General features: G+C 38.2%; 24 protein-coding genes and 1 pseudogene. 9 read left to right on the top strand and 16 right to left on the bottom strand.

Going from position 1 to position 24,930, the window contains the following annotated elements:
- Window positions 1-20: 20 nt before the first annotated feature.
- Together ACZ9EE_RS08685 and ACZ9EE_RS08690 are read right to left on the bottom strand one after the other, a co-directional pair.
- The gene (locus ACZ9EE_RS08685; protein WP_476026233.1) at window positions 21-2,315 is read right to left on the bottom strand and encodes a thiamine pyrophosphate-dependent enzyme; all 2,295 of its coding nucleotides are present in this window, start codon (window positions 2,313-2,315) and stop codon (window positions 21-23) included.
- Window positions 2,315-3,329 (bottom strand): annotated as a pseudogene (locus ACZ9EE_RS08690) (2-oxoacid:acceptor oxidoreductase family protein). The gene ACZ9EE_RS08685 and the pseudogene ACZ9EE_RS08690 overlap by 1 nt, the downstream one beginning before the upstream one ends.
- A 346-nt stretch (window positions 3,330-3,675) precedes the next feature.
- On the opposite strand from ACZ9EE_RS08690, the gene ACZ9EE_RS08695 reads away from it, so the two are divergent.
- Window positions 3,676-5,412, top strand: a complete 1,737-nt coding sequence (locus tag ACZ9EE_RS08695; protein ID WP_476026235.1) for a B12-binding domain-containing radical SAM protein — start codon at window positions 3,676-3,678, stop codon at window positions 5,410-5,412.
- Window positions 5,413-5,552: 140 nt separating this feature from the next.
- Here the strand turns inward: ACZ9EE_RS08695 and ACZ9EE_RS08700 are convergent, their stop codons facing one another.
- On the bottom strand, window positions 5,553-5,729 hold the full coding sequence (locus ACZ9EE_RS08700) for a hypothetical protein (RefSeq protein ID WP_476026237.1): 177 nt from the start codon (window positions 5,727-5,729) through the stop codon (window positions 5,553-5,555).
- Window positions 5,730-5,862: 133 nt separating this feature from the next.
- On the opposite strand from ACZ9EE_RS08700, the gene ACZ9EE_RS08705 reads away from it, so the two are divergent.
- Complete coding sequence (locus ACZ9EE_RS08705) at window positions 5,863-6,216, top strand: DUF3905 domain-containing protein (RefSeq protein ID WP_476026239.1); 354 nt, start codon at window positions 5,863-5,865, stop codon at window positions 6,214-6,216.
- Window positions 6,217-6,390: 174 nt separating this feature from the next.
- Complete coding sequence (locus tag ACZ9EE_RS08710) at window positions 6,391-6,594, top strand: small, acid-soluble spore protein, alpha/beta type (RefSeq protein ID WP_476026240.1); 204 nt, start codon at window positions 6,391-6,393, stop codon at window positions 6,592-6,594.
- Window positions 6,595-6,642: 48 nt separating this feature from the next.
- Here ACZ9EE_RS08710 and ACZ9EE_RS08715 read toward each other — a convergent pair whose 3' ends face one another.
- From ACZ9EE_RS08715 to ACZ9EE_RS08730, 4 genes are all read right to left on the bottom strand, one after another.
- Entirely contained in the window at window positions 6,643-7,749 is a 1,107-nt protein-coding gene (locus tag ACZ9EE_RS08715) for an anti-sigma factor domain-containing protein (RefSeq protein WP_476026242.1), read from the bottom strand.
- On the bottom strand, window positions 7,746-8,492 hold the full coding sequence (gene sigI, locus ACZ9EE_RS08720; protein ID WP_476026243.1) for an RNA polymerase sigma factor SigI: 747 nt from the start codon (window positions 8,490-8,492) through the stop codon (window positions 7,746-7,748). The genes ACZ9EE_RS08715 and sigI overlap by 4 nt, the downstream gene beginning before the upstream one ends.
- 371 nt (window positions 8,493-8,863) lie before the next feature.
- Window positions 8,864-9,352 carry a hypothetical protein gene (locus ACZ9EE_RS08725; RefSeq protein WP_476026244.1) on the bottom strand — a complete coding sequence of 163 codons (489 nt, stop codon included), beginning with the start codon at window positions 9,350-9,352 and terminating at the stop codon, window positions 8,864-8,866.
- Window positions 9,353-9,532: 180 nt separating this feature from the next.
- A complete protein-coding gene (locus tag ACZ9EE_RS08730) occupies window positions 9,533-11,113 on the bottom strand; it encodes a peptide chain release factor 3 (RefSeq protein ID WP_476026245.1) in 1,581 nt (526 codons plus the stop codon).
- Window positions 11,114-11,373: 260 nt separating this feature from the next.
- Here ACZ9EE_RS08730 and ACZ9EE_RS08735 point away from each other — a divergent pair, with 260 nt between their 5' ends.
- The 3 genes from ACZ9EE_RS08735 (at window position 11,374) to ACZ9EE_RS08745 (ending at window position 14,052) form a co-directional block, all read left to right on the top strand.
- Window positions 11,374-11,634 carry a hypothetical protein gene (locus tag ACZ9EE_RS08735; RefSeq protein WP_476026246.1) on the top strand — a complete coding sequence of 87 codons (261 nt, stop codon included), beginning with the start codon at window positions 11,374-11,376 and terminating at the stop codon, window positions 11,632-11,634.
- A 145-nt stretch (window positions 11,635-11,779) separates the two neighbouring features.
- Window positions 11,780-13,507: an AAA family ATPase gene (locus ACZ9EE_RS08740; protein WP_476026248.1), complete on the top strand. Its 1,728-nt coding sequence runs from the start codon at window positions 11,780-11,782 to the stop codon at window positions 13,505-13,507.
- A gap of 122 nt (window positions 13,508-13,629) precedes the next feature.
- The gene (locus ACZ9EE_RS08745; protein WP_476026249.1) at window positions 13,630-14,052 is read left to right on the top strand and encodes a YkvA family protein; all 423 of its coding nucleotides are present in this window, start codon (window positions 13,630-13,632) and stop codon (window positions 14,050-14,052) included.
- Between the two features lie 129 nt (window positions 14,053-14,181).
- Here ACZ9EE_RS08745 and ACZ9EE_RS08750 read toward each other — a convergent pair whose 3' ends face one another.
- Both ACZ9EE_RS08750 and ACZ9EE_RS08755 read right to left on the bottom strand, forming a co-directional pair.
- Window positions 14,182-14,334, bottom strand: a complete 153-nt coding sequence (locus ACZ9EE_RS08750) for a YjcZ family sporulation protein (protein WP_476026251.1) — start codon at window positions 14,332-14,334, stop codon at window positions 14,182-14,184.
- A 20-nt stretch (window positions 14,335-14,354) separates the two neighbouring features.
- On the bottom strand, window positions 14,355-14,459 hold the full coding sequence (locus ACZ9EE_RS08755) for a YjcZ family sporulation protein (protein ID WP_476026253.1): 105 nt from the start codon (window positions 14,457-14,459) through the stop codon (window positions 14,355-14,357).
- Between the two features lie 235 nt (window positions 14,460-14,694).
- On the opposite strand from ACZ9EE_RS08755, the gene ACZ9EE_RS08760 reads away from it, so the two are divergent.
- Window positions 14,695-15,510, top strand: a complete 816-nt coding sequence (locus ACZ9EE_RS08760; protein WP_476026255.1) for a glycerophosphodiester phosphodiesterase — start codon at window positions 14,695-14,697, stop codon at window positions 15,508-15,510.
- Window positions 15,511-15,563: 53 nt separating this feature from the next.
- Window positions 15,564-15,806 carry a hypothetical protein gene (locus tag ACZ9EE_RS08765; RefSeq protein ID WP_476026257.1) on the top strand — a complete coding sequence of 81 codons (243 nt, stop codon included), beginning with the start codon at window positions 15,564-15,566 and terminating at the stop codon, window positions 15,804-15,806.
- Between the two features lie 28 nt (window positions 15,807-15,834).
- Here the strand turns inward: ACZ9EE_RS08765 and ACZ9EE_RS08770 are convergent, their stop codons facing one another.
- The 3 genes from ACZ9EE_RS08770 to phaQ all read right to left on the bottom strand — a co-directional run bounded on the left by ACZ9EE_RS08770 (window position 15,835) and on the right by phaQ (window position 18,443).
- Window positions 15,835-17,031: a C40 family peptidase gene (locus ACZ9EE_RS08770; protein ID WP_476026258.1), complete on the bottom strand. Its 1,197-nt coding sequence runs from the start codon at window positions 17,029-17,031 to the stop codon at window positions 15,835-15,837.
- Between the two features lie 421 nt (window positions 17,032-17,452).
- Entirely contained in the window at window positions 17,453-18,028 is a 576-nt protein-coding gene (locus ACZ9EE_RS08775; protein ID WP_476026260.1) for a hypothetical protein, read from the bottom strand.
- Window positions 18,006-18,443, bottom strand: a complete 438-nt coding sequence (phaQ, locus tag ACZ9EE_RS08780; RefSeq protein WP_476026262.1) for a poly-beta-hydroxybutyrate-responsive repressor — start codon at window positions 18,441-18,443, stop codon at window positions 18,006-18,008. Before phaQ ends, ACZ9EE_RS08775 begins: the two co-directional genes overlap by 23 nt.
- 147 nt (window positions 18,444-18,590) lie before the next feature.
- On the opposite strand from phaQ, the gene ACZ9EE_RS08785 reads away from it, so the two are divergent.
- Complete coding sequence (locus ACZ9EE_RS08785; RefSeq protein ID WP_476026263.1) at window positions 18,591-19,373, top strand: alpha/beta fold hydrolase; 783 nt, start codon at window positions 18,591-18,593, stop codon at window positions 19,371-19,373.
- 69 nt (window positions 19,374-19,442) lie between these two features.
- On the opposite strand, the gene ACZ9EE_RS08790 is transcribed toward ACZ9EE_RS08785, so the two are convergent.
- The 4 genes from ACZ9EE_RS08790 to adhE form a co-directional block, all read right to left on the bottom strand.
- Complete coding sequence (locus tag ACZ9EE_RS08790; RefSeq protein WP_476026264.1) at window positions 19,443-20,513, bottom strand: alpha/beta fold hydrolase; 1,071 nt, start codon at window positions 20,511-20,513, stop codon at window positions 19,443-19,445.
- A gap of 18 nt (window positions 20,514-20,531) precedes the next feature.
- Window positions 20,532-21,110: a polyhydroxyalkanoate biosynthesis repressor PhaR gene (locus ACZ9EE_RS08795; protein WP_476026265.1), complete on the bottom strand. Its 579-nt coding sequence runs from the start codon at window positions 21,108-21,110 to the stop codon at window positions 20,532-20,534.
- Between the two features lie 21 nt (window positions 21,111-21,131).
- The gene (locus ACZ9EE_RS08800) at window positions 21,132-21,803 is read right to left on the bottom strand and encodes a hypothetical protein (RefSeq protein WP_476026267.1); all 672 of its coding nucleotides are present in this window, start codon (window positions 21,801-21,803) and stop codon (window positions 21,132-21,134) included.
- A gap of 367 nt (window positions 21,804-22,170) precedes the next feature.
- Window positions 22,171-24,774, bottom strand: a complete 2,604-nt coding sequence (gene adhE / locus ACZ9EE_RS08805) for a bifunctional acetaldehyde-CoA/alcohol dehydrogenase (RefSeq protein ID WP_476026268.1) — start codon at window positions 24,772-24,774, stop codon at window positions 22,171-22,173.
- Window positions 24,775-24,930 lie beyond the last annotated feature (156 nt).

Below are 24,930 nucleotides of genomic sequence, written 5' to 3' on the forward strand. Positions count from 1 at the left end.
TACTTTGCGTTCCTTGTTTTTTATAGAAGTGGATTGTCGTTTTTTGCTTTTAGACGCTGCCATCTTTTTTCAACTTCTGCCTCAAACTCTTCTAATATTGGTTGATTTTTCTCTTTTAACAAATGTTTTGCTTTGCCCATATATTTTAACCATTCAGAAAGTGGAACCCGTTTGTTCTTTTCTTCCGGGTTGTACGTAATGGTAGTTACACCTTGTTCAATCTCATAGAGCGGGAAGAAGCAAGAATTGACAGCCTCTTCGACAATTTTTGTACCATAGCGGTCATCAGATTTCCAGTTTAATGGACAGGTGATTAGAAGTTTTCCATATACGGGACCACCATTTTGTGCATACCATTGCGCTTTTGCACCTTTTTTTACTAAATCCTGCGGGAATGCTTCAGAACCAGTAAATACATAAGGAATATTTGTTGCAGCCATGATTTGAGCAGTATCCTTATGGTGGAATGCTTTTCCACGCTGTACTTTTCCAACACCAGATGTGCTTGTCATATGTCCAATTGGTGTAGAGTACGACATTTGTGACCCAGTATTCATATAACCTTCATTATCATACTCAAGCATAATAAGTTTATGCCCTCGAAGAGCCGTTCCAATCGCAGAACCCATTCCGATGTCCATACCTCCATCACCCGTAATCATGACAAAAGTTGCATCATCAGAAATATTTATTTCACCGCGGCGTTTTAATTCCATAAATGCCTCAACCGTTCCGGATAGGGTAGCTGCACCGTTTTGGAACAAATTATGAATCATCGTTTGTTTATGGGAAGTACTTGGATACCCAGTGGTTGTAACGTATGCACAGCCGGTTTGGAATAAAGTAACAATATCTCCCTCAATCCCCTTAAAGAATAACTCAAGGCCGGCAAAAATACCACAGCCTGGACATGCACCATGTCCTGATGCGATGCGTTTAGGCTTACCTGTCAAAGCACGAAGCGGAGGAATTTTGACCTTTAATTTATTCGTTTCTTCATCCATTTTCACATCAATTAAACCTGATTTGTATACATCACCATGCTGAGGCAAAATGACAGGCTTAAGGATGTTTTCCGGATTACCTGGAACATGTCCATAATAATCAAATGGTTTTTCAGCATAGCCCTTTTCCATTGCCTCAATGGCCATATTAAAGAACTTGTTGGCATCATCTGCATAGAAATCCTTCCCGCCAAGACCAAATACACGGCTTAACACGATGGTTCTGTTTTCCTTATCATCTTGAAGAGCTGATTTCACTTCATGTGTAAGGTTCGGTCCGTTGGCACCATATGAATCTGCACGCTCCCCAACTAATAGAGCTTTAACATTTTTAAGGGCTTCACGAATTTCTTTTGCCGGGAATGGACGGATAATATTAGGGCTGATGACGCCAGCTTTAATTCCGTTACGACGAAGCTGGTCAACTACATCCTTTGCCGACTCAGCCGCAGAATTTAAAAGAAATAATGCAACCTCCGCATCTTCCATTCTATATAAATCGAGCACTTGATAATCTCTGCCAGATAGTTTTGCATAATCAGCAGCGACTTCTTTAAATACTTCACCCGCATTGTAAATGGCTTCCGATTGTTGGTAATGGTTATTAATAAAATCATCACCGCTCATATGAGCACCAATGGTAACAGGTTTGCTCAAATCTCGCACAAAGTTATATTCTGTTGGACATTCGCCAACAAATTGTTGGACAACATTTCGATCCTTAAAGTATTCCACCCTGCGTTTTTGATGAGAAGTGAAGAAACCATCATAGGCCACAATAACTGGTAAGCGGACTTTTGAATGTTCGGCAATTTTAAGTGCCATAATATTCATATCATAAACGGCTTGAGGTGTCTTTGCAGTCAATATAACCCAGCCTGTGTTTAGGGCGTAATAAAGGTCAGAGTGGTCTCCGCGAATATCTAGCGGCCCACTGACAGCACGAGTGACAAGATTCATAACCATTGGGTAGCGAGTACCTGATTGGACAGGCATTTGTTCAAGCATATACAGGAAACCATTCGCACTAGTCGCATTAATGACACATGCACCTGTCACAGCCGCTCCATAGCATATACCTGCTGAACCATGCTCCCCATCCGCTGGAATCAATTTTATATCATGCTGGCCGCGAGTTTTCATTTGATCTAAAAATTGTGCAACCTCGGTAGAAGGTGTAATTGGGAAATATCCCATAATATGATAATTAATTTGTGCTGCAGCCGTTGCTGCCATTTCATTTCCTGATTCAAAGGTCGAAACTTGCTCTGCCACACCCTGCTTCGTTAATTTATCTACTAAAATTGCCATTATTGTACCCCTCCTGCAATATAAGGAAAGTTATGCTTCACACGGTGTTCATCCGCATACCCCAAGATTTCACGAAGATCGCCTAGTGCATCGGTTGGACATGCTTCCACACACTTTAAGCAGCCCTTACAATATTGATAGTCAATCCCTTTTAGGAACATTTGCTTTCTGCCACGTTTATCTTCTCCTTCTTCCCAAACAAAACAGAAATCTGGACAAACATTATCACATGCGGCACAGTTTATGCATTTGTCCTGTTTAAATTCAGGCAGGAAGCCTTGCCGTGATCCACTTAAATCTTTAAAAATACTATTTGCCTGTGAAACCATGACACCGCCAAGTTCTTGTGCTCAGAAATCCAAGTTGTGGAAGCGGACGTGTAAAGGATTTTCCTTCAGCCCCTTCTGGCACTTCGTAGTTTTTAAATTGAACCTCATTATACCCGCGGTCAAATGTCCTGATATTCGGTTCAACAAGGTGGGGATATTTTTTTGTAAAAGTTTTCCGAATTACATCTCTCATGGATTCGGGATTTAGGAAATTACAAATTCGATATAAAGCTCCAAGCATGGCTGTGTTTACTTTCGTTTTTTCCTCTAATGCGATGGTTAAGGCATCGACAATCGCCAGTGTCCCATATTCTAAATGCAAATCTTTTTTTACTTCATCAAATTCTCTTGCTGAATTAACTAAAACAATACCCTCCGCATCCAAACCGCTTACCACGTTTACTGTTTTATATAACGCTTCATGAAAAACTCCTACAATATGCGGCTGCTCAATTGGACTATGGTCACGAATCTCAACATCAGGATCACAAAAACGAATGAAACTCTTTACTGGCGATCCCTTCTTTTCCGACCCATAGGATGAAAAATTTGAGCCTCTTAAGCCAAGACTTAAAACCCCTGCCTCTGCTAACATTTTTCCTGCCAGGTTTGCCCCTAGGCCGCCAATTGATTCTAAACGGATTTCAAAAAATCCTAGTTCATTCTTTTTCGGTAAAATAGACATAGTGCCCCTCCCCATTTCGTTCCAAAAATACGAAATAATATATTAATCGCTTTTCCCTTCCGTTATTTTAGAACAATTGGGAAGTTTAATCTGTGATAAAAGTCAAACATCTGTTAGAAATTTTTGTAACACATTATTTTTTTTCAAAAAACATTATTAGGTCAAACTTTAAAACGCTTGCTTAATTGTATAACAGATTAAATCCTGTAATATAACAGACAACACTATCAGATACCATCCTTAGGAATATCACTAGTTGAAATGATTTAAAAGTTTGCTTTATACTCTTTTGGTCGAAAATAGGCTATAATAATTATTTGGTCATAATTAATAAAGGAGCAATCATATGAATGTTATTTGTTCTACACTGAATGCTAAGTTTATTCATACAAACCTTGCCATTCGTTATTTGAAGGCCTATGCAGCCCCAGAATTTTCAATAAAGTTAAAAGAATACACTATTAAAGATCCAGTCCTAAATATTGTTTCAGACCTTTATCAAGCAAAACCTGACGTTATCGGTTTTAGCTGCTATATTTGGAATATAGAGGAAACACTCAAAGTAGTTAATATGTTAAAAAAGGTTGATCCTTCGATAATGATTGTTTTAGGGGGACCAGAGGTTACTTACGATACCGCTGAATGGATGGAAAAATACCCTGAAGTTGATTTTATTGTGATTGGGGAAGGAGAACAAACCTTTAAACAGCTTCTCCTTGAAATCAGCAGCGCCAAAGATTATCGTAATGTCCCTGGTATTGCCTTTCGGGAGGATGGAAAAGTAAAAATAACACCCCAAATGAATAAGCTAGATCTTAAAGAATTGCCCTCACCCTATCGTTTTCCTGAGGATATCACTGATTTAGGAAAACGTGTCACTTATGTTGAGACAAGCAGGGGCTGTCCATTTAGCTGTCAATTTTGCCTCTCATCTATCGAAGTCGGGGTCAGATATTTTGACCGTGAAAAAATAAAAGCAGACATTCGCTATCTTATGGATCATGGTGCCAAAACGATTAAGTTTGTGGATCGTACCTTTAATATCAGCAGAAGCTACGCATTAGAAATGTTCCGGTTCCTTATTGATGAGCATCTGCCTGGAACTGTATTTCAATTTGAAATAACTGCAGATATTATGCGTCCGGAGGTCATTGAATTTTTAAATCAAGAAGCCCCAAAAGGACTTTTTCGATTTGAAATTGGCGTTCAGTCTACCAATGATTATACGAATGAACTGGTAAGGCGAAAACAAAATTTTGAAAAGCTTACTAGAACCGTGACAATGGTCAAAGAAGGCTGCAAAATTGACCAGCATCTTGATTTAATTGCCGGGCTACCTGAAGAAGATTATTCTTCCTTCCGAAAAACATTCAATGATGTATTCGAGATGAGACCGGAAGAATTACAATTAGGATTTTTGAAAATGCTGAGGGGGACCGGGGTTCGTCTCCGTGCAGATGAACATCATTATGTATATATGGACCATTCACCATATGAAATATTAAGTAATAATGTACTATCGTTTGATGATATTGTTCGAATTAAACAGGTCGAGGACGTACTCGAGAAGTATTGGAATGATCATCGAATGGATTATACAGTTGAATATCTTGTCAATAATATATTTCCATCTCCATTTGACTTTTTCCAAGAGTTTGGTTCCTACTGGGACAATAAGGGATGGTCGCGAATCGGTCATCAGCTGGAGGACTTATTTCGGAGATTATACTCATTTTTAGAGGAGCGCTCCGTAGAAAACCTGGAAATTATTGCAGGACTAATGAAGTATGATTATTTGAGAAACCACAAATACAAGCCTAGAAAGCCTTGGTGGGAGGCTTCCTTGGATAAGGGTCAACGTTCACAGCTTTATAAACAAATAATGGACAATCCTTCCATGCTTGGGGATCATTTCAATCAACTTCAGCTTGATGAAAAGGATTTATATAAGCATACCATGCTTGAGGAATTAACCTTTGATTTAGGTGAGTATTTAACAACCGGTCACTTGAAAAGGAAAACAGGCTATCTATTAGTGTTCTTCGATCCAAGCAGTGATCAAACCTTAATATTTCCATTTTAATTTCTTAAATAAGCCGGGGAGCCCCGGCTTATTTATTTTTATTGATTTTCTTCAAATTCTTTCTTGTTTCATAAAGCTTAACCCCATTAACCTCTCCTATTTCAACGCTGAATTCTTCCAATAGTTTGGGGTCTTGATTGTTACGCGTCTTGACCATTGCTTCTACCTTTTTGACCTTGTTTCGAATTACGATTTTGGAACCGAATTGCATTATTATTATCTGTAAACTCTGCGGAAAATTCACTTTCCTGTACATTTTTGTGCGGAGTTTTCGAATATTTTTCCACTGCATTAAATTCTGCTTTTCGCTTCGCCATTTTAAAATCCCCCCAAAGATATGATAATACATCCTTAGTTTAAGCAAAGTGCCCTGGTTCATTCCCTTCCTTATTTTTCTTAAATAAAATTGATATTCAAACAGAAAATAAAAGAAAAAGGAGTGAACAGATCATGAAAAAATCAAATCATAAACAGTCCTCCGAAAAGATAACGATCGATGAAACCATGCCACATCAAATAAATGCCCCCAGTTTCGAAGGGACGGGCATTAAAATGGAGGATCCGTTCGTAAATAAACATGGGGTAACCATTGGTGACAGTTTATATTCGTCAGAGAACTCTCCTTTAGAAAATTGGTCTGAGGAAACAGACCCCGCAATCATGTCTGGAGACGAGTGGGTTCATCCGACAAATGACATTGGCTGGAATACATCTGAAAACCGTGAACTGCTAGATAGCAAAAGAAAACCACAAGCCTATCCCTTTATGCACCCGACAAAGGATGTTAGTAAAGGCTCTGATTAATGAATTATCCAAATCCGAAAAACATTACCACTTATGAAAATCTAAAAGGGAATAGATACTATTGATACAGAGGCCTCCTCTGTATCAATAATGTTCCAAGAACGTACACCTCAAAGGTGGCGATCAAGTTAACAAGGAAAGTTTCAGCTTTCCTAAGACAAAGGAGTGTAAATAATGGCGAATAGCAGTAATAAATTGTTAGTACCTGGAATCGAGCAGTACCTTGACCAGGTAAAATATGAAATTGCCCAAGAGTTTGGAGTTCAATTAGGCTCTGATACCGTTTCAAGAGCAAATGGATCTGTAGGTGGAGAAATCACCAAAAGATTAGTCCAACAAGCACAAGCTCAATTATCGGGGCAAAATAATATCCAATAATTGAATAAATATGGAAAAAAGTCCGGTTTAAAACCGGACTTTTACTCATTATTTATGACCATTATTTTTTTTTGGCTCTTTTTGGTTTGGATTCTTTTGATGGTTATTAGTATTGGCAGATTTGCCATGTGAATTGGATTGATTACTTTTTGCGAAAGAACGCGGCTGTTGTTTTATCTGTTGTTTCGTTTGCTCTCTGATCTGTTGTTTTGTCTGTTGGTTCATTTGTTGGTTGGCCTGTTGATTATTATTTACGGGCTTTTGTTTCCATTGATTCTCTGGTTTTTTTAGTTGTCCTGGTGGGGTTGCCTTTCCTACTGACACAATGGGACTAACAGCCTTTTTTACTTCTCCAGGTACTGCAACAGTATTCTCATTACTAATCTTCTTTTGCTGTCCCGGTGGATTTACTACGTTATGTGAAGAGGGAACTGCGTTGGGCTTCTGGTTCTTACTGTTTTTCTTCTGTTTTTCCTTTTGGCGGGATTGATATTGACCTTCTTGATATTTGCCGGTGGATATACCTAAATTGTGAGCCTGTTTACGATCTTCCTGAGTTGCGTTTAACACGGTCAACTCTAGTTCTTCTTTACCTGCCGACGCTTTGATTTCATCTATATTCTTTTGCAGTTCCTTTTCAGATTGTTGATCCTGCTCTTTCGCATGAACGGTTGAAATAATCACAGGCTGATTATTTTCCAACTGGTCCGCTCGTTTCATCTCTTCTAAAATAGATTGAGTAATTTCCGAAACATCCTCTTTCTTCCAATCATCGAGCTTTGAAATAACCTCTTTGCCTTCTTTATTAAACCCTGTTAATTTTACAACTTGCATCTTCTTATTTACACCAAGTTCAATACTCGAGTTTGCATCAATAGACATATAAGCGTATGCTTTATTATTTTGATGCAGCGGAAGGAAGGACCCCAGTAAGATAAAAAGAGCGGCCATTACGGCCCATACGCTTCTAGCTTTAAAAATATTCTTTAATAAAAATAATGATTTCCTAGTTTGAATAGCAGCGATTGGAAAGAAATGTATTTCTTCGCCAATCGTATAGATTTGATCTTGTTTCTTGGTCCTGAGGAACTCACCCTCGGGGGTTAAAAGTGTTAAGAAAGCATCATCTATTTCCATGATAATTCCTTTTTTCATATATCCAGCACCCCCTTTATATAATTCTTCATATACACATAATCACTAGATAAAATAAGTGCAACGGCAATGATATATTTTCGATTCCGCTCAATCGTTTTTCGGCTGACATTTACCATTGTCTCTAACTGTTTGATCGGAAGGCGTTTTTTTTCCATTAATAGTTCTGTTAACTCAGGATTGGCTATAAGCACTTTCGCTGTTTGAATGGCACTTATTCGGGCATCCGTATGCTTTGGTGAATTTTCCACTAAGTCACTAAAACTTAAACCAAACGAGGTCAGCACTTTTTGGAAATGCAGTATTTCCTCTTTCCTTAATTGATCGTCATTCTTCTTATAAAATTCATCAAGGGAAAGTTCATTGACAATCAGAGTTCCCGGTGATTCTTCCTCTTGTAATGGATTGGTGATATCGATACTAATATGTTGATCTTTCGTTTGTTTACGAATATAGTCTATTACTCTTCTTTTTATTATGACTTCGGAAAAACTCAATAACGAGCTTCCCCGGTCTGGAGAATATTTTTCGATTGCTTCATTAAATGCAATAAGTCCAATACTAAATTCATCATCGGATTCATAAATATAACGTCTGCAAACGGAAGAAACGGATTTAGCAATAAAGGGCTTATAGGAATCAATTAATTGATTCAGCAGCTCTTGGTCACCATTCTGGATTAATAGAACAGTCTCTTCCAAAGTTCTTTTTTTCATCTTGGTCTTAAACAATAAACTTAGCATGTGCTCACCTCTATTCGTCCCATTATAACATATATATTGTTACGTAAGACTTGCGAGAGAATAAGCATTCATGTAAAAAAAAACCAAAGAATGGCAGTTTTTTTTACGCTTATTGTTTAATCTTGTATATTATTTCTGTTCTCCTCTCTATTTCATTTTTTCTTTGAAGAACTTTGCGTGCGCATTTTACTACATAGGTACGTTTCTTCATGAACTGTTTCTGGGGGTTGGAAAATAAAATTTTTTCCCAATCAGAAAAACATAATTACCTGGTTATGGTCCTGGCAAGTGCGTTTAACTGCCTGTCGGTCTGTACCACTGTTCTAAACAATCCAGTTAGACGATAAAAAGCTTTAAATCAAAAATGTGATTTAAAGCTTTCCATTGGCTCGATCCGAACTATTATCCCTTACTTTTAAAATTATTTTTATCACACTTCCTACAAGCAAACCCGGGATAAGGAACATCATTGGTAAAAAAATAGGTCCTGGATGTATTTCAAAAAAAGTGACCTTTGGTGAGACCATTAATCCGACTGTAACAAAGTAAGCCCCGAACACAAAAGGCAAATAGGAATACTTTTCCCCTGCTGGCATTGCAAATCGATAGGCATCCCACATCGAAAACATATAAATACAAGGATAAAACATAAGCCATTGATAATTTATCACCATCTCAGCCTGTCCTATTTCACCTAAGAAACTGTGCATAATGGCCCGATTAAAATGACTGTTTACATTCATAATAAACTCTAATACAACAAATAAGACCCCTTTTAAATACTGTCCTGTTAATAATTGGGTGAAACCAGGGAATGCAATATTCCACAGCACTGCTTCCAATCTGCTCATTTTTTTCATTTTCTATCCCGCTTCATTATGGCATTTAAGAAGAAAAACTTCTTCACTTAGCTTATCCATTCCAAGGCCAAAATAACGAGGATACGCTGAAAATTTTCCAATAAATTACCAATTTATGTAAAGCTAATATAAAACTATAATAAAAACAGCGGAGAGCTCTCCGCTGTTTTGCTGACTAAACTATTCTTGTTGGTCCATAGGATTATAAAGTTTAATATCTGGATTTTTTTCTTGGAACCATCTTAGCGCAAAATCATTTTCAAATAAAAAGACGTAATGGCCATATCTGTCTTTTACCAGCAAACTCCTCGAACTCGATAGGTTTTCATCGACAGTCTCATTTTCAACCCACCTAGCAATTTTTGATCCCATGCGCTCCATTAATACCTCGGCATTGTATTCATTTCTCATTCTATGTTCGAAAACTTCAAACTGAAGCTGACCGACCGCCCCTAATAAATATTCTTCCATCCTTACTGTCTTAAAGAGCTGAATAGCCCCTTCCTGAACAAGCTGTTGAATACCTTTATAGAAGGATTTTTGCTTCATCACGTTTTTAGCTGAAACCCTCACATATAATTCAGGTGTAAACTGTGGCAGCCTCTCGTATTGAAAGTCATTTTTACCAGTCGTTAACGTATCACCAATTTGGTAAGTTCCTGTATCATACAATCCGATAATATCTCCACTAACGGCTTCTTCGACTGTATTTCGTTCTTCTGCCATAAAGGATGTCGACTGGGATAGTTTTAATTGTTTTCCTAAGCGGGGTATATTCACCGTCATTCCACGTTCGAACTTACCTGAACAAACACGCACAAAGGCAATCCGGTCGCGGTGAGCAGGATTCATATTCGCTTGGATTTTAAACACGAACCCTGAAAATTGCTCTGTTAAAGGATCAATTTCACCTATGGATGAATTACGCGCTTTAGGCGGCGGTGCAAATTGCAGATAAGATTCTAAGAAAGTCTGAACACCGAAATTTGTTAAGGCACTTCCGAAGAAAACAGGAATTAGATTCCCTTCCGCTATTCTTTCTGCTGAGAATTCATTACCTGCTTCATTTAGCAGTAAAATTTCCTCAAGTGTTTGATCATAAAGACCGGAATCTTTTATCGGATGCTCTCCAACAATTTCCCCTTCATCATTTAACGGGATAAATCTCTCCTCATCATTTACACGGAATTGTTCCACCCGTTTATGGAAACGGTCATATATGCCTAAGAATTCCTTTCCCATTCCGATCGGCCAATTCATTGGATAAGATTCAATTCCCAGAACTTCTTCTAGTTCGGCAAGAAGTTCAAGCGGCGCTTTCCCTTGGCGGTCAAGCTTATTCATAAACGTAAATATTGGGATACCGCGCATGCGGCATACTTTGAAAAGTTTTAAGGTTTGTTCTTCAATCCCTTTTGCTGAGTCAATAATCATTACTGCACTGTCAACAGCCATCAGCGTTCTGTACGTATCTTCACTAAAATCTTGATGTCCAGGGGTATCAAGAATATTAACCCTGAATCCATCATAGTCAAATTGCATAACACTGGAGGTAACGGAAATTCCACGTTGTTTCTCAATTTCCATCCAGTCACTAGTAGCAAACTTTCCAGTTTTTTTTGCTTTAACCGTACCAGCGTCTCTTATAGCTCCACCAAATAATAGTAATTTTTCAGTTAATGTTGTTTTACCAGCATCCGGGTGGGAAATAATCGCAAATGTCCGGCGTGACAATACTTCATCTTTAAAATTGTTACCCATCTTGTCTTCCTCTCTTTGACAAAGAAGTCATACTTCTCTAAATAAGATTCTTCCCCCAACTGTAGATGATGAAGGAACTAATTGGCTAATCAGTGCAGTATCTGCCTGTTTTAGCGGAAATTTTTTATCCATAACTTCAATCTTATCTCGCAAACGCGAACTTTGCAATAGATGGTTTACTGTTGATTTTTCTTTTATGATGCTACTGAAAAGAATATAATATAGATAACCATAAAATATTCAATTCCTTGGGAGGAACTATGCAAAATCAGCCAGTGGACCAACAAACCCTAAACTTATTACATAGGGCTTTCGAAATTGTTCTTGAACAAAATAAAATTTCCTATAATAAAATCGGCATCGTGGAAGAAGGAGAACAACTCTTATTTTTGTATGAAACACACGAAGAAAAGGTTCATGTGTTTAAGTGGAGCAAGGCAGCATCTGTCGGAATGAGTATTGGCACGCTGGCCCAAACCGTGCTTACTCCAATCATTCCACAACTCCGCTTATTATCATAACCTTTTAACACACGATCCAGCTTTCAGGGTGGTGTGTTTTTTACGGGCTATTAACTATTTCCTTTCTTCCACTGATTCCCACATCCATTTTTCTGGAAATAGTTTTATAATAATTATATTAATCTATTGGAGGAGATGAAGAGAGTTGAATAAAAGTAAAAAGATAGTTTCAAAGTTTATTCCGCTGATTACAGCGTTCATTATAGTCATTTCCGGTATAATTTGGTACATCCAAACAACTCATGAGGAAATCTCGATTCCTTTCTCTTCTGTGGAGAAAACGATTCAAGCGCAAAATGGAAAGGCAGTTACACTCACTGAACAAGCGGACGGAAGCCTGTATATGAAAGCAGGCGATAAGGAATATGTATCCCATATACCTCCAAACAGTCAAGCGATTGAGAAACTTGTTGAAAAGTACAATATTAATTACACATATACGACCGGCAGCCGATACGGTAAGTGGATGCTGGGCGGAGTAATTGTTTTACTTGCTGGTGCAGCTGTTGCCCTGCAAAAAACAAAGGGCGGCTTTGGCCTAGGTAATTCGATGAAAAATAGTGTCGCCAAGTCACGTCCTCTTCCTTCTATCTGTTTAGATGATGTTGGAGGACTTGGAGCTGAAATGAAAGAGGAAATTTTGCAGACATTATCCACTTTAAAAGAACCTGAGCGGGCATTGAAGCTGGGAATCAAACCGCCAAAAGGAATTCTTTTATATGGACCTCCAGGAACAGGTAAAACACTGCTAGCTCAAGCAATGGCACGAGAGTTAAATGCTGCCTTCTTCTCTACTAGTGGATCAGCCTTCAATGAACTGTTTGTTGGCGTTGGCGCGAGCCGGGTTCGCTCTCTTTTTCAAGCGGCCCGCAAACAGGCACCCGCAGTTATCTTTATTGATGAAGTAGACGCACTTGCTGGCAAGCGTAAGGCTCATGGAGGCGAAGAAGCAGAAAAAACCTTAACTGAACTTCTTGTTCAGCTTGACGGCGGTTATTCTAATGATGGTATTTTATTTATAGCCGCTACCAATAGAAAAGATATGCTGGATGAAGCCTTCCTTCGTCCTGGACGTATTGACTTCTCCTTCCATGTTTCCCTTCCTGATACAAAAGGGAGAAGAGAAATAATCGAGATTCATACGAAAGGAAAGGCGCTCGCAAATGATGTGTTTGCTTCCTTTGATGACTTAGCAGAAAGTACCTCTGGCTTCTCCGGTGCTGAGCTGCAGTCACTTTTTGAAACAGCCTCAAGACGTGCGGTAAGAAATGGCCAAGAGGTCGTTACTAAGCAGGACCTTGATTACGCGCTGGACCGGACGATATTAGGCAGTACTTCACGATCATTACAGGATCTTGACACAAAACGCAGAGTGGCCATCCATGAAGCGGGACATGCAATTGTTGCTTCCTTAACAAAACCTGGTTCAGTTCGAAAGGCAACGATTATACCTCGTGGTGAGGCCCTTGGTTATGTGGCACCGATTCCGAAAGAATTGCATTTATCTACAACAAGTGACTTGCTAGACCGTGTGGCGATGGTCTTAGCTGGTGGTGTGGCTGAGAGAATGGTACTTGGTGAACATAGCATCGGTGTGAGCGGTGACGTTCAGCAGGCAAAACATCTAATTGAACAAATGGTCGACATTGGAATGCTTGAAGATGGGTTTACCTTGACTTTTAACAAGCAAGATAAAGAAATCAAAATGCAGGAATTATTTGCAAAAGGTTTGGAAAAAGCAGAAACCTTGATTAAGAACCATCAACCACAGTATCAACAATTAGTCGAAGCTTTATTAAAGAAAGAAACTTTAGAAGGTACTGAAGTAGAAACAATCGTGACAGGTTTAACAAACGATGCTGTTTTGGCTTAATAGCACCAGGTGCACATGCTGCACCTGGTTTTGTTTTTTTATTGCAGGGTAAACATCTAATGAATTTTGATATTCGTGGTAAACTAAGCTAAGCTTGAATTCCGTTAAAGGATGTGAACCCTATGTACAACGATGATGAATTAATCGAAAAAGAGCAGAATAAATACATTAACAATGCTAAAGAATTTATCGGAAATCCCCAAAAAATAAAAGATTTACTTCATAAGGTAATTGAAAAGGCAACTGACAGAAAAGGCTATCTAGGGGATGCTTGGGATAAATTACAGCTATTCGTTGATTTAGTAAAAGCTTACTCTAAAGGTGAATATAAGGATGTTCATCCGAGTACCATCGTGACCATAATTGGTGCTCTACTATATTTTATTTCCCCGATCGATTTAGTTCCTGATTTTATTATTGGGCTCGGCCTCTTTGATGACGCTGCTGTTATTGGTTTTACTCTAAAGAAATTAGCTAAAGAACTTGATGAATTTAAGCAGTGGAAAAATACAAATAAAATTCCGTTAGAAAACCCGCTGGATTAACCAAGCGGGTTGATTAGTGAGATATTTAAATTAACACTAAGGCATCTTGATTTTTAGAGACTGCCGCTTTTCCACCCTAGGAATAGCAAGCCCACTCCCATGTAGAGGTAAGACGCTTTTCGCTAATAACTACCATCTAAAGCAAGAAGCACCTACAATAATCAATAAGATAAATAAAACGACGATTAATGCAAAGCCGCCGCCAAATCCATATCCACCGCCGTACCCACAGCCACAGCCGCCACCAAAGCCGCCGCCGCCGAATCCACCGTATCCAAACATTTTATTTCCTCCCTTCTATCCTAATAGAAACCGTGACCCCAAGAAGCTCCAATAATAATTAATAAAATGAATAAAACGACTAGTAGGGCAAATCCGCCGCCGTAGCCACCTGCTGCACCAGACATTTACATTACCTCCTTTATCGATTTCTATATATCCTATTCACCTAGATATGAATGTGCGATAGTCACGATCCATAATAGGCTTTTCCCCCAAAAAAGAATAAGCCCATTCTTTGCTGATAGGCCTGTGACTTTAATCTATATTTGGCCAATTGCAGTCCCGGCCGCATGTACACAGTTGACAAATTGCTTTGTTTTTCTTAGCATAGTCACAAAAAGGTGATGGAGGTAAATCTTATTGAAATTTACTACATCAATTTGGAGAAGGGTCTATTTACCGTTAACTCGAAAAGGAATGAGGATTAATAACGGTTTGGAATCTCGTTCGGTTTTAAAAATTGGCCATAGAGGAGCAGCCGGCTACTGTCCTGAAAATACTTTTGCTTCTTTTCATAGAGCACTGCAACTGGGCGTGGATTTTATTGAAATGGATGTACAGATGACAAAAGATAGCCAGTTGGTGGTCATTCATGATCCAACAGTTAATCGAACATCAAATGGGAAAGGAAAAGTAAAGGATTTTACTTTAAAGGAAATTCAAGCACTGGATGCAGGCAGCTGGTTTGACCCTAAATTTAGTGGTGAAAAGATCCCTTCATTAAATGAATTTTTAGACGAGTTTGGAGGTAAAGTCGGTATATTGATGGAGATAAAAAACCCATCTTTATATCCCGGAATTGAGAAAAAAATTGCGGATGAACTGTTGGACAGAGGGCTTACAAGCCCTGTAGGTCCTCAAGTGATCGTTCAATCCTTTGACCAAAACTCATTAAAAAAATTTCACCAATTAATACCTTCCATTCAAATAGGAGTCTTACTAAAAAGATTCACCGGTAAAGGAATTTCGAAACAAGAATTGGCCTCTTTCTTGAGCTATGCTGCCTTCGTAAATCCGAAAATCACCATGGTAAATAAACGGCTGATTAAAAGGATTCACCAGCACGGCTTTAAGACTTTTATATGGACAGTAAGAAAAAGAAATGAAGTAAATCATTTGGTCAATTTCCATATAGACGGGGTCATTAGTGATTACCCAGATTTGTTGAATAACTAAAAGGGCATCTCCTAATGAGAGCTGACCTTGTTTAATCTATAATGCCCATTCGAATGGCTTTGACTGCAATTAACAATGCGGAATTGGCAGAACCCTATCAGCCAAAGAACGGAAATATCGGTTTAAAAAATTTCAAACTCTTAACTCATAATGTCACAACAGACAGCTCAAATTCACCCAGACTTAATGTTAATTTCAGCAGTAATGGAAGGGTTGAGATGGAACCGAAAAATGAGCAAGAGCTAATTCAAACCAAAGCTGTGTTGGAACAAATTCTAAATACTATAAAACCATAAAAAGAAGCGATGCAGCATCGCTTCTTTTTTATTCGTTATTGATAATTCTAATCACTCGTCCGTTAAATTTTTTCAGGTAATATCCTTTCGTTATGTCCGCAATCGCAATTCCGGTTCTGCTTTGCGAGCCAATAAACTTGCCGTTACCCAGATAAATTCCGACATGTCCGTCAATTTTATAAGTATCAAAGAAAACAAGATCACCTGGCCGTGCTTCACTATATGGTACCCTTTTGCCAAAGGTTTTCAAGATATCTGTATGGGCTCCGACTTTAATGCCGGCTTGGGCAAATGCCCAAGCAACAAACCCAGAGCAATCAAATCTTCCTTGTGAAACATCATAGGCATTCCTTCCTCCGCCAAATACATACACTGAATTTCCGATATATTTTTCACCAGCATGAATAACAATATTAATTGCTTGATTAGAGGTTGTTGGGATTGGTGCATCAATAGGTGCTGAGTTCGCCGTAATAGAATTTTGATTTACAGCCCCAATCTCTACTTCTCTTAATGCAAGTGACTGATCTTGTTGTTGTAGCTTCTCCTTTTGAGAGAGTTTTTCTTGCTCTTTTTGCTCCAATTCTTCTTTTAAGCTATCATTTTCTACTTTTTGTTCTAAAATTTGTGCCTGCATCCCTTCAAGCTCTATTTTCATTGTTTTTAAATCAATTAGCTTTTTTTCAACAGTAGCTTGTTTGTTTACAACTGCTTTCTGATCCTCTTCATACTGTTTAACAAGGTCTTGATCGGCTTGAGCCATGACAGCAACAGTACGAAGACGCCCGACGAAGTCTCCAAAACTGTCAGAACCTAAAATAACATCAACATATTTTACTTTCCCGCCACTTTCTTGAAAGGTTAAGGCACGTTTTTTAAGTATTTGATTGCGTTTAACGATTCTATCCCTAATAAGGGTTATTTCTTGCTTTAGTCCAAATACTTCCTTTTCGGAAGCCTGAACTTTTATTTCCATTTGGGCAATCATGTTGTTATTATCAATAATAGCTTGATCAACCCTTTTTATTTGCTCTGCTAATTTAACCAATTCATCTTGGACTTGGAAAATTTCCTGGTCTGTTTTCGTTATTTCTGACTGGATTTCCGTCCGCTGCTCCTGAACACCATTAGCGCTTGTTTCCTCTGCTTGGACAGCTGGGAGGAAGGTGATACTGCCAATCCCCAATATAATCGTTGTAGTTAGTACTGTAAGTCTCTTTTTCATTTTATTTTCCTGCCTTCATCATTTTTCAAATTACCTAGAGTAATAGAAATGGTACCTCGAAGACTAGTAATAAATATCTGCATTTTTGCATGCATGAAAATTTCTATGTACTTTTTCCTGCATTTTTAACTTCGTTATGTAAGGAAAGGGCATTATCACCCAACTTTTCCCTATCTCATCTTATCCGCTCTCCATTAGAAGTATATCATCTAATTTCGTCAAATAAGTTATGAATAGATGACATTTATATGTTAAAAGGGAAAATATGGTTTTCATTAACATAATGTTCAAATTTCTAGTTAGAGACACAGGTGAAACATAAAAAAAACCACAATCTCTAATTCATAAAAGAAGAGACTGTGGTCTTGCATTGATAAATGATGAGTATAACAATGGTGTTATCCCCTTTGTACTAATTAAATTAACGAGTTTTAACAAGCTCTTTTAAACTATTTTTGCTTCGATCTAGAATATCTAATTGTGCACTGCGTGCTTTTTTAACATATTCTTTTTGAACTTCATACCATGCGTTTCTGCGTTCACGGTTATAAGCAATACCAGCTTCTGCATTCTTTTCAAAATTATTTTCGAATTGATCGATAATATGAAAAATGGACCGAACAGGTGTTAAAGCTAATTTTTCCATTTGCCCTGTGACTTCTTTAAACTGGTTCTTAAGCTCTTCACGGTCCTCTGAAGTTACCGCTTCTTTTTCTATGCCTGTGTTGATCTGATGCATCACGTCAGCAACCACTTCTTTATTTGTCTTTCTTGCTTGCTCATATAATGCTGTAATCGAATTACGGTATTGCTTATTGAATTTAATAACCTCTCTTACCGCATTAAAATAAGTATCTTCTCGATTTTCTCTTAGCTGTCGTGCACGTTCACCCGATTGTTCAAACTGATCCCAAAAAGTAGTAACAAATGAACCTACAGGTATCGATTCTACTGTTTCTTCAGTAGGAACCGTTTCATTTTTTTTCTGTACCATCATTCTTCCTCCTCCTAGTATTATTAACTTTCTCTATTGGATCCTTCTTCTGAAATGAAGGAATATAGAGCTCAAGTAAACTAGAATACATCTTGAAGAATTGATCTAGGATGGATTGATACGTCTCAAGTTGATTAGCATATCCTTTTAAGTATGTAGTCCCAGCTTTTGTGATTGAATATCTTCTTTTTGCCGGCCCGCTGCCTGTTGTATCCCATTCAGATGAAACTAGTTCATCCTTTTCAAGCTGTCTTAGCATCCTATATAAGTTGCCTTGATCAAGGGCTTTAAAACCGAATGCCTCCAGCTTTTGGCTAAGTTCATAACCATGAAGAGATACTTTACTAAGAAGCAATAAAATAAATGGCAGCACAAAATTTTTGGATGGATTGACTGATTGGTTATCTTGGTTCACCATATCTTTATCACCTCACCTATATGTAGTTTACACCTATAGGTTATATTTGGCAATAATTAAAATAAATATATATTAAAATCAATTTCGATATTTACAACTCACTTATGTTGGATATTAACTGATAAAAAATGGAAAAGATGGTGTGAGATGGTAAATACTAGAATCAGCAAATTAGGTGTACCCTACTTACATTTTGGAAAAGGGGAACCACTTGTGCTTATTCATGGTTTAGGAGAAGTCAAAGAAGGCTGGAGTAACCAGTATGAATTAGCTGACCAATTCGAGTTGATTATACCGGATTTACGTGGTCACGGGGATTGTACAAGAACAGATGGTATTTCGATACCTAACTTTGCCAGAGACTTAATTGGTTTATTAACGGAACTGAAGGTTGAGAACGCTCACATTCTAGGTCTATCAATGGGTGGAGCGGTTGCTCAGGAAATTTACCGCCAAGCCCCAGAACTTTGTCGATCATTGATGCTCGTTAGTACTTTCCATTACTTCCCCCAAAAATTAAAGAGACTTTTATTTAATAATCGCCGAGAAAAATTTGAGGATGTTACCCGAGCTGGAAAACAAACGGAATTCCTCGCCCATATGGCGCTTTACTCCTGGAATAAAAACTTAATGGATACGTTTAGCCATTATTTCCGCCCAAAATATTTTATTTTTCTTGAATCCTTAAAAATGTGCCTTGAGGTAAATAATCGATCTTTATTGCCCGTAATCAAAGTTCCAACTCTGATTATCGGCGGACAGTATGACTCTGTTTTACCGATTTGGATTCAAGCCTGTATGCATAAGCTGATTCCAGGTTCGGAATTTATTATTTTGAGGAATACCGGTCATCTTGCCAAGCTTGAAGCAAAAGACCGGTTTAACCAACTGCTGCGCAGGTTCCTCAACCAGCAAAAAACTGCTGTGTAAATGATCTAACGGGAAGAAAAGGGCCCCCACCCTTCTTCCCGTTACTTACTTTTCCAGGGAATTATACAGTCAATCCCCCAGATGATTGGACCGAGACTTAAGCCACTTGTCAGCAAACACTGCGAACTTGCCGGTTAATGCAAGTGTAACATGACCGCCTTCAAATACCTCATAGGTTTTATCTTCACTTGATATCATGTCCATAACTGGAAGGCTTTGCTTCTCTAGAACGAGTGTGTCTCTTGATGTCGAGAAAACAAAAACAGGGCATTTTATATTTTTTAAATCTACTTTTCTTCCTCCGATTGTAAGCTCGCCCTTTAATAGTTTGTTATCCTTATATAGATCATTGAACATCTGTTTAAAAGCAGCCCCGGAAAAAGAGGCGGTATCTTTTGTCCATTTGTCCATTCGCCGCCACTTCTCGACATACTTTTCGTCATGGGCACGGGTGATTAAATTGACCCACGGACTTACATAAACCGGTGAAAGCCCTCGAAACATAAGATATAAATATTCCGATGGAATTACACCATATACATCAGAAAATCGATCAAAGTCGATTTGACCGTTTTGAAGCGCTTTTAGCCATTTGTCAGGGACAATCCCGACACTAAAATCAATTGGTACGGTTGCAAGAACGAGATTCTTGATTGGTAATCTTGTGATAGAAGTAAATATCGCTGAAATAGTTCCACCCAAGCAATAGCCGACCATTGAAATTTTCTCTGCCAGCGAATGGCGCAAAGCCCGTTTTACAGCATTCTCCAAATAATCGAAAATATAATTATCCAAGGTAATACCACGGTCCTCATAGCCAGGGGATCCCCAATCGAGGAAGTAAACATCATAACCACGTTCTGTAAGACCGCCTACAACACTGCTCCCTTCCCCGATGTCTAAAATATATGATTTATTTAGCAGTGAATATACTAAAAACAATGGAATCTTATATTTTTTTTCCTTTGCAGGGTGAAAATATAAGGTGGATTTATTTTTCTTCCAAATAATCTCCCTTGGTGTAGACACTATATCCGGTTTAGGTTCGGTTAAGACTTTATTTAATTGATTCCACCTAACTTTTTCCTTCTCTAAATCTACCATAGGGATTAAGTTTTTAAGCGACACTGCTGCACTCATCGTCGTTTGCTCCTTCCATTATGATTCGGTTGTGCCAGCAACAGCGAGCACTAAATCTTTGTTTTTGAGTTTCTCTTCTTGAAAAAAATTCTTCATATGTTCAAGTTCAGTCTTGATATCAGTTAATTGGCTTAAGTTTTGCTTTAATTCTTTTAATTCATACTGAACAGCAGAGAGTTCGTTTGCATGATTTGATTCTATCTTTTGAAAGTCATCTTTTATTTGCTTAACAATATTGACCATTTCTTGGAACATCTCTAGATTCCCTTTATTGACCGTCCCTAGGCTATCTTGAAGATTCCAAATTTGCTCCTCGAGGATATCTATTTTTTCTTCGGCTTGAATGGATAACTTAGCAACGTTTGCCACATCTTTTTTGGTTGGAAGATTCATCACACCGGCCACTAGTTCTTGTCTTTTTCTGAGCAGTTCCAAATAACGAGCATGACCTTCTGTCCCAGCCTTTAGGAGTTTAACGAATTCATTGTTGTCGCTCATCATGTATAATAAACCATTCATTTGTCTTTCCCACATTTCGCTAATTCGTTTGATTCCTTCAAATGGTTGATATGATTGATATGTTTTATCATTTGTCATCCAAATCACTCCTTCTTTTGGTCATTTTACAATTTCATCTGGTTTTTCTAAATGCTTACTTAACGGGAACATTAATGCTTTAATCTGCCTGGCAAAAAGATTTACAAAGCTCTTTTGATTTTCATATAATAAGCTGCCGGCTTGTTTGACAGTTTTTATATACTGCTCTCTGCCTCTCTTTCTTAGTGCAATATATTTTTCTATCATCTCAAGATACTTATCCATCGACATGGTTCTGGCAAACCGCTCGCATGGGGCTGTTACTATATTTAGCGTTTTTTCTTGGACCTGGTCAATTTGGGTATTAATATCTTCATAAGATTTTAGCGGGAAGAAATGCTGCTGGCTGGTTGTAGACATTAAAAACTCTTCTCGGGCAGTTTTTTCCCAAGTCGAAAATTCTTGATAAAATTGAGCAGCAAGTTCAATAAGATTTCCTTGATTCCGCTGAACACCATCAGCAAACTGCTTTGCCGCTCTAAAGAATAACCAATCCCGCTGATTTGCGCGCATCGCCCATTCGTCTAATTCACCAAAGACATGCTGCCATAGCAGGTCTAAGCTCGAAAGCTGTTCTTCGCTTTTTTCCTGTTTACCAGTATCTTCTACTAGTTGTTTTTTCACATCCGTATCTTCAACCTTATTTTCCTCTTGCTCGGATAAATCTTTCTCCGTTTCTTTTTTGTCAGCCATTCATTACTCACCCTTTCAAAAGTTATTAACCCTTATTCCTATAATTAACATGGAAGATTTTGTAATCTCTTAAATTATTGTTTTAAAAAAGAAATTTGTAAACATCCTAATTTCGACAAAACACAACATATTTTTAAAATAATTCTTTTAATCACAAATGGTTCTTGCGGTTTATCTCCATTTTCAAACTAGAACTAATGTTAATACCGGTATTTTTCGACATTCTTGCTACTTTGTTCACAAAAAATTCGATAATTCCTATCTCTATCTAGTCAATGAGCATCCTTATTTACAATCACTGAGAATCTAATGTTGTAACAAGTAATTCAGTCCCAAGGTATGGGACTGAATATAGATCAGCAGCGTTCTAGATTCCTTTGAAGGCCTGTTGATAGATGTCAGCTAGTTCGCTGATAAATGGCTGTTTTGGATTTGCGATTGTATCTTGATCATCAAAGGCATGTTCCGCGAGTTCAGCGACCCTGCATTCAAATTCTTCCTTATTTACACCATTTGCTTGAATACTCATTGGAATATCCATCTCTTGTGCAAGGGCAACTACTGCTTTTATTAAGCTATCTATTCCCTCCTCTGTGGTGCTGGCAGGGAGACCGAGCATTCTAGCAATTTCCGCATAGCGCTCATCCGCAATAAAGTGTTCATATTTAGGATAAGTCATGAATTTATTTGGTTTTGCAGCGTTATAACGGATTACATGAGGTAATAGGATCGCATTGGCACGGCCATGTGAAATCTTAAACTCAGCTCCCAGCACGTGGGCAAGGCTATGGTTAATTCCTAAGAAAGAGTTAGCAAAGGCCATCCCTGCTATGGTAGAGGCATTGTGCATTTTTTCACGGGCCAGTTCATCACTGCCATCTCGATATGCTCTAGGTAAATATTGAAAGACAAGCTGAATAGCCTTTAAAGCAAGTCCATCTGTAAAATCATTTGCTAATACCGAAACATAGGCCTCAATGGCATGTGTCAAAACGTCCATCCCCGTATCAGCCGTTACATGATTAGGAACCGTCTTAACAAACTGTGGATCCACGATTGCTACATCAGGTGTAAGCTGAAAATCGGCAAGCGGATACTTAATATTTGTTTTTTTATCTGTTATTACTGAAAATGCCGTAACCTCTGATCCTGTACCAGAAGTTGTCGGAATCGCAACAAATTTAGCCTTTGTCCGCATTTCCGGAAATTTTACGACACGTTTTGTCGGATCAAAGAATTTATGTGTTAAGCTCCGAAAATCTGTATCAGGATGTTCGTAAAAAAGCCACATCGCTTTGGCCGCATCCATTACCGATCCTCCGCCTAAGGCAATAATGCAATCAGGCTGGAACTTACGCATTCTTTCTGCTCCATCCATAACTATTTCAATGGTTGGCTCGGGTTCAATATTTGAATAGGTTTCAAATTGAATGCTGTTCTGATTCTTTTTTAAATAATAAAGAACCTTATCGACATAGCCATTTTTCACTGGACTCTCGCTTGTAAGGATAAAAGCTTTTGTAATACCCGGAATGGAAGCTAGGGTTTGCACCGAATTTCTCTCAAAGAAAACCTGTGATGGTACCTTAAACCATTGCGTGAACGTTCTTCTTTTTGCAACTTTTTTTATATTAATCAGATTTTTGGCCCCGACATTCTGTGACACAGAATTCCCTCCATATGTTCCACATCCTATTGTTAAGGATGGAAGCGATGTATTATAAATATCCCCGATCGCTCCATGTGTCGAAGGTGTATTAACCATAATCCGCCCCGCCTTTAAACGTAGTGAAAATATATCTACCAAATTCTGATTTGAGGTATGAATAGCTGCTGAATGTCCTAACCCGCCGTATTCTAATGTTTCTTCAGCAACTGTTAAGCCTTCTGCAAAACTATTAACTTTGTAGCAGGCTAAAATCGGACTTAATTTTTCGCAGGATAGCGGTTCATTTGGACCTACTCCTTCTAGTTCTGCAATTAAAATTTTTGTATTATCAGGTACCTTGATTCCAGCAAACTTGGCAATCTTAGCGGCAGGCAGCCCTACAATTAAATTGTTAATCGAACCTGTTTTTTCAAAAATAACTGCCTTTTCTACCATTTTTCGTTCATCTTCACTTAGAAAATAGCAATTATTTGCAATTAGTTCTTGTTTTACTTCATTATATATTTCTTGATCAATAATTAAGGCCTGTTCTGAAGCACAAATCATTCCGTTATCAAAGGTTTTAGATAAAATGACATCGTTGACAGCACGTTTGATATTGGCTGTTTTTTCGATATAACACGGTACATTACCAGCTCCCACACCAAGTGCCGGTTTCCCAGAGCTATACGCTGCCTTTACCAAGTTTGGTCCTCCTGTAGCTAAGATAAGGGAAATCTTTGGCTGTTTCATTAAGGTTTGAAAAGCTTCATGCGAAGGAGATTCAATCCACTGGATACAATTTTCGGGAGCACCTGCTCTAATCGCCGCATCCAGAATTATTTTTGCTGTTTCAGTACAGCATTGTTGACCATATTGTGGAAAGGCAAAGATAATCGGATTTCTTGTTTTAAGTGAAATTAAAGATTTAAAGATAACTGTGGATGTTGGGTTTGTAATTGGGATTACACCAGCAATAATTCCCACTGGTTCTGCAATTTCAACCATTCCTTCATTTTCATCCTCATTAATTATCCCTACCGTTTTCATTTCGCGAATGTTATTGTAGATAAACTCTGTTGCAAACATATTTTTAAAAACCTTGTCTTCATAAACCCCGCGTCTCGTTTCAGTTACCGCTAGCTTCGCAAGCTTTTTATGATTTTCTAGCGCAGCTAAAGCAACTTCCTTTACGATCTTATCGACCATTTCCTGTGTATAACCGCGAAATTCCCCCAACGCTTTTTCTGCGTTATCTGCTAACTGGTTAATTGCTGCTGTGATCATTTGCTTTTCTTGAACTACTTTCTCTTCTACAGCCATTTATTTTCACCTCATATTTTGTCAACTTCCTGCCTGCCCAAAACAGAATGCAATAGGTTAAGACCTTTAATTCTTCTGGCTAAAATATATCATCTGAGATTCTCGAAGTTTGTCGAAATTTGCGTAAAAATGAATGAATAGCCATTCATTTTTGAA

This window comes from Bacillus sp. URHA0034, assembly GCF_056280405.1.

Coding starts and splice junctions, on each gene's coding strand:
- ACZ9EE_RS08700 (WP_476026237.1), bottom strand. CDS start 5,729: ATGGCGAAGCGAAAAGCAGAATTTAATGCAGTGGAAAAATATTCGAAA.
- ACZ9EE_RS08735 (WP_476026246.1), top strand. CDS start 11,374: ATGCAAAATCAGCCAGTGGACCAACAAACCCTAAACTTATTACATAGG.
- ACZ9EE_RS08715 (WP_476026242.1), bottom strand. CDS start 7,749: ATGAAAAAAGGAATTATCATGGAAATAGATGATGCTTTCTTAACACTT.
- ACZ9EE_RS08705 (WP_476026239.1), top strand. CDS start 5,863: ATGAAAAAATCAAATCATAAACAGTCCTCCGAAAAGATAACGATCGAT.
- ACZ9EE_RS08790 (WP_476026264.1), bottom strand. CDS start 20,513: ATGAGTGCAGCAGTGTCGCTTAAAAACTTAATCCCTATGGTAGATTTA.
- ACZ9EE_RS08730 (WP_476026245.1), bottom strand. CDS start 11,113: ATGGGTAACAATTTTAAAGATGAAGTATTGTCACGCCGGACATTTGCG.
- adhE (WP_476026268.1), bottom strand. CDS start 24,774: ATGGCTGTAGAAGAGAAAGTAGTTCAAGAAAAGCAAATGATCACAGCA.
- ACZ9EE_RS08765 (WP_476026257.1), top strand. CDS start 15,564: ATGGCTTTGACTGCAATTAACAATGCGGAATTGGCAGAACCCTATCAG.
- sigI (WP_476026243.1), bottom strand. CDS start 8,492: ATGCTAAGTTTATTGTTTAAGACCAAGATGAAAAAAAGAACTTTGGAA.
- ACZ9EE_RS08685 (WP_476026233.1), bottom strand. CDS start 2,315: ATGGCAATTTTAGTAGATAAATTAACGAAGCAGGGTGTGGCAGAGCAA.
- ACZ9EE_RS08770 (WP_476026258.1), bottom strand. CDS start 17,031: ATGAAAAAGAGACTTACAGTACTAACTACAACGATTATATTGGGGATT.
- phaQ (WP_476026262.1), bottom strand. CDS start 18,443: ATGGTGAACCAAGATAACCAATCAGTCAATCCATCCAAAAATTTTGTG.
- ACZ9EE_RS08695 (WP_476026235.1), top strand. CDS start 3,676: ATGAATGTTATTTGTTCTACACTGAATGCTAAGTTTATTCATACAAAC.
- ACZ9EE_RS08785 (WP_476026263.1), top strand. CDS start 18,591: ATGGTAAATACTAGAATCAGCAAATTAGGTGTACCCTACTTACATTTT.
- ACZ9EE_RS08745 (WP_476026249.1), top strand. CDS start 13,630: ATGTACAACGATGATGAATTAATCGAAAAAGAGCAGAATAAATACATT.
- ACZ9EE_RS08710 (WP_476026240.1), top strand. CDS start 6,391: ATGGCGAATAGCAGTAATAAATTGTTAGTACCTGGAATCGAGCAGTAC.
- ACZ9EE_RS08800 (WP_476026267.1), bottom strand. CDS start 21,803: ATGGCTGACAAAAAAGAAACGGAGAAAGATTTATCCGAGCAAGAGGAA.
- ACZ9EE_RS08725 (WP_476026244.1), bottom strand. CDS start 9,352: ATGAAAAAAATGAGCAGATTGGAAGCAGTGCTGTGGAATATTGCATTC.
- ACZ9EE_RS08755 (WP_476026253.1), bottom strand. CDS start 14,459: ATGTCTGGTGCAGCAGGTGGCTACGGCGGCGGATTTGCCCTACTAGTC.
- ACZ9EE_RS08795 (WP_476026265.1), bottom strand. CDS start 21,110: ATGACAAATGATAAAACATATCAATCATATCAACCATTTGAAGGAATC.
- ACZ9EE_RS08750 (WP_476026251.1), bottom strand. CDS start 14,334: ATGTTTGGATACGGTGGATTCGGCGGCGGCGGCTTTGGTGGCGGCTGT.
- ACZ9EE_RS08775 (WP_476026260.1), bottom strand. CDS start 18,028: ATGATGGTACAGAAAAAAAATGAAACGGTTCCTACTGAAGAAACAGTA.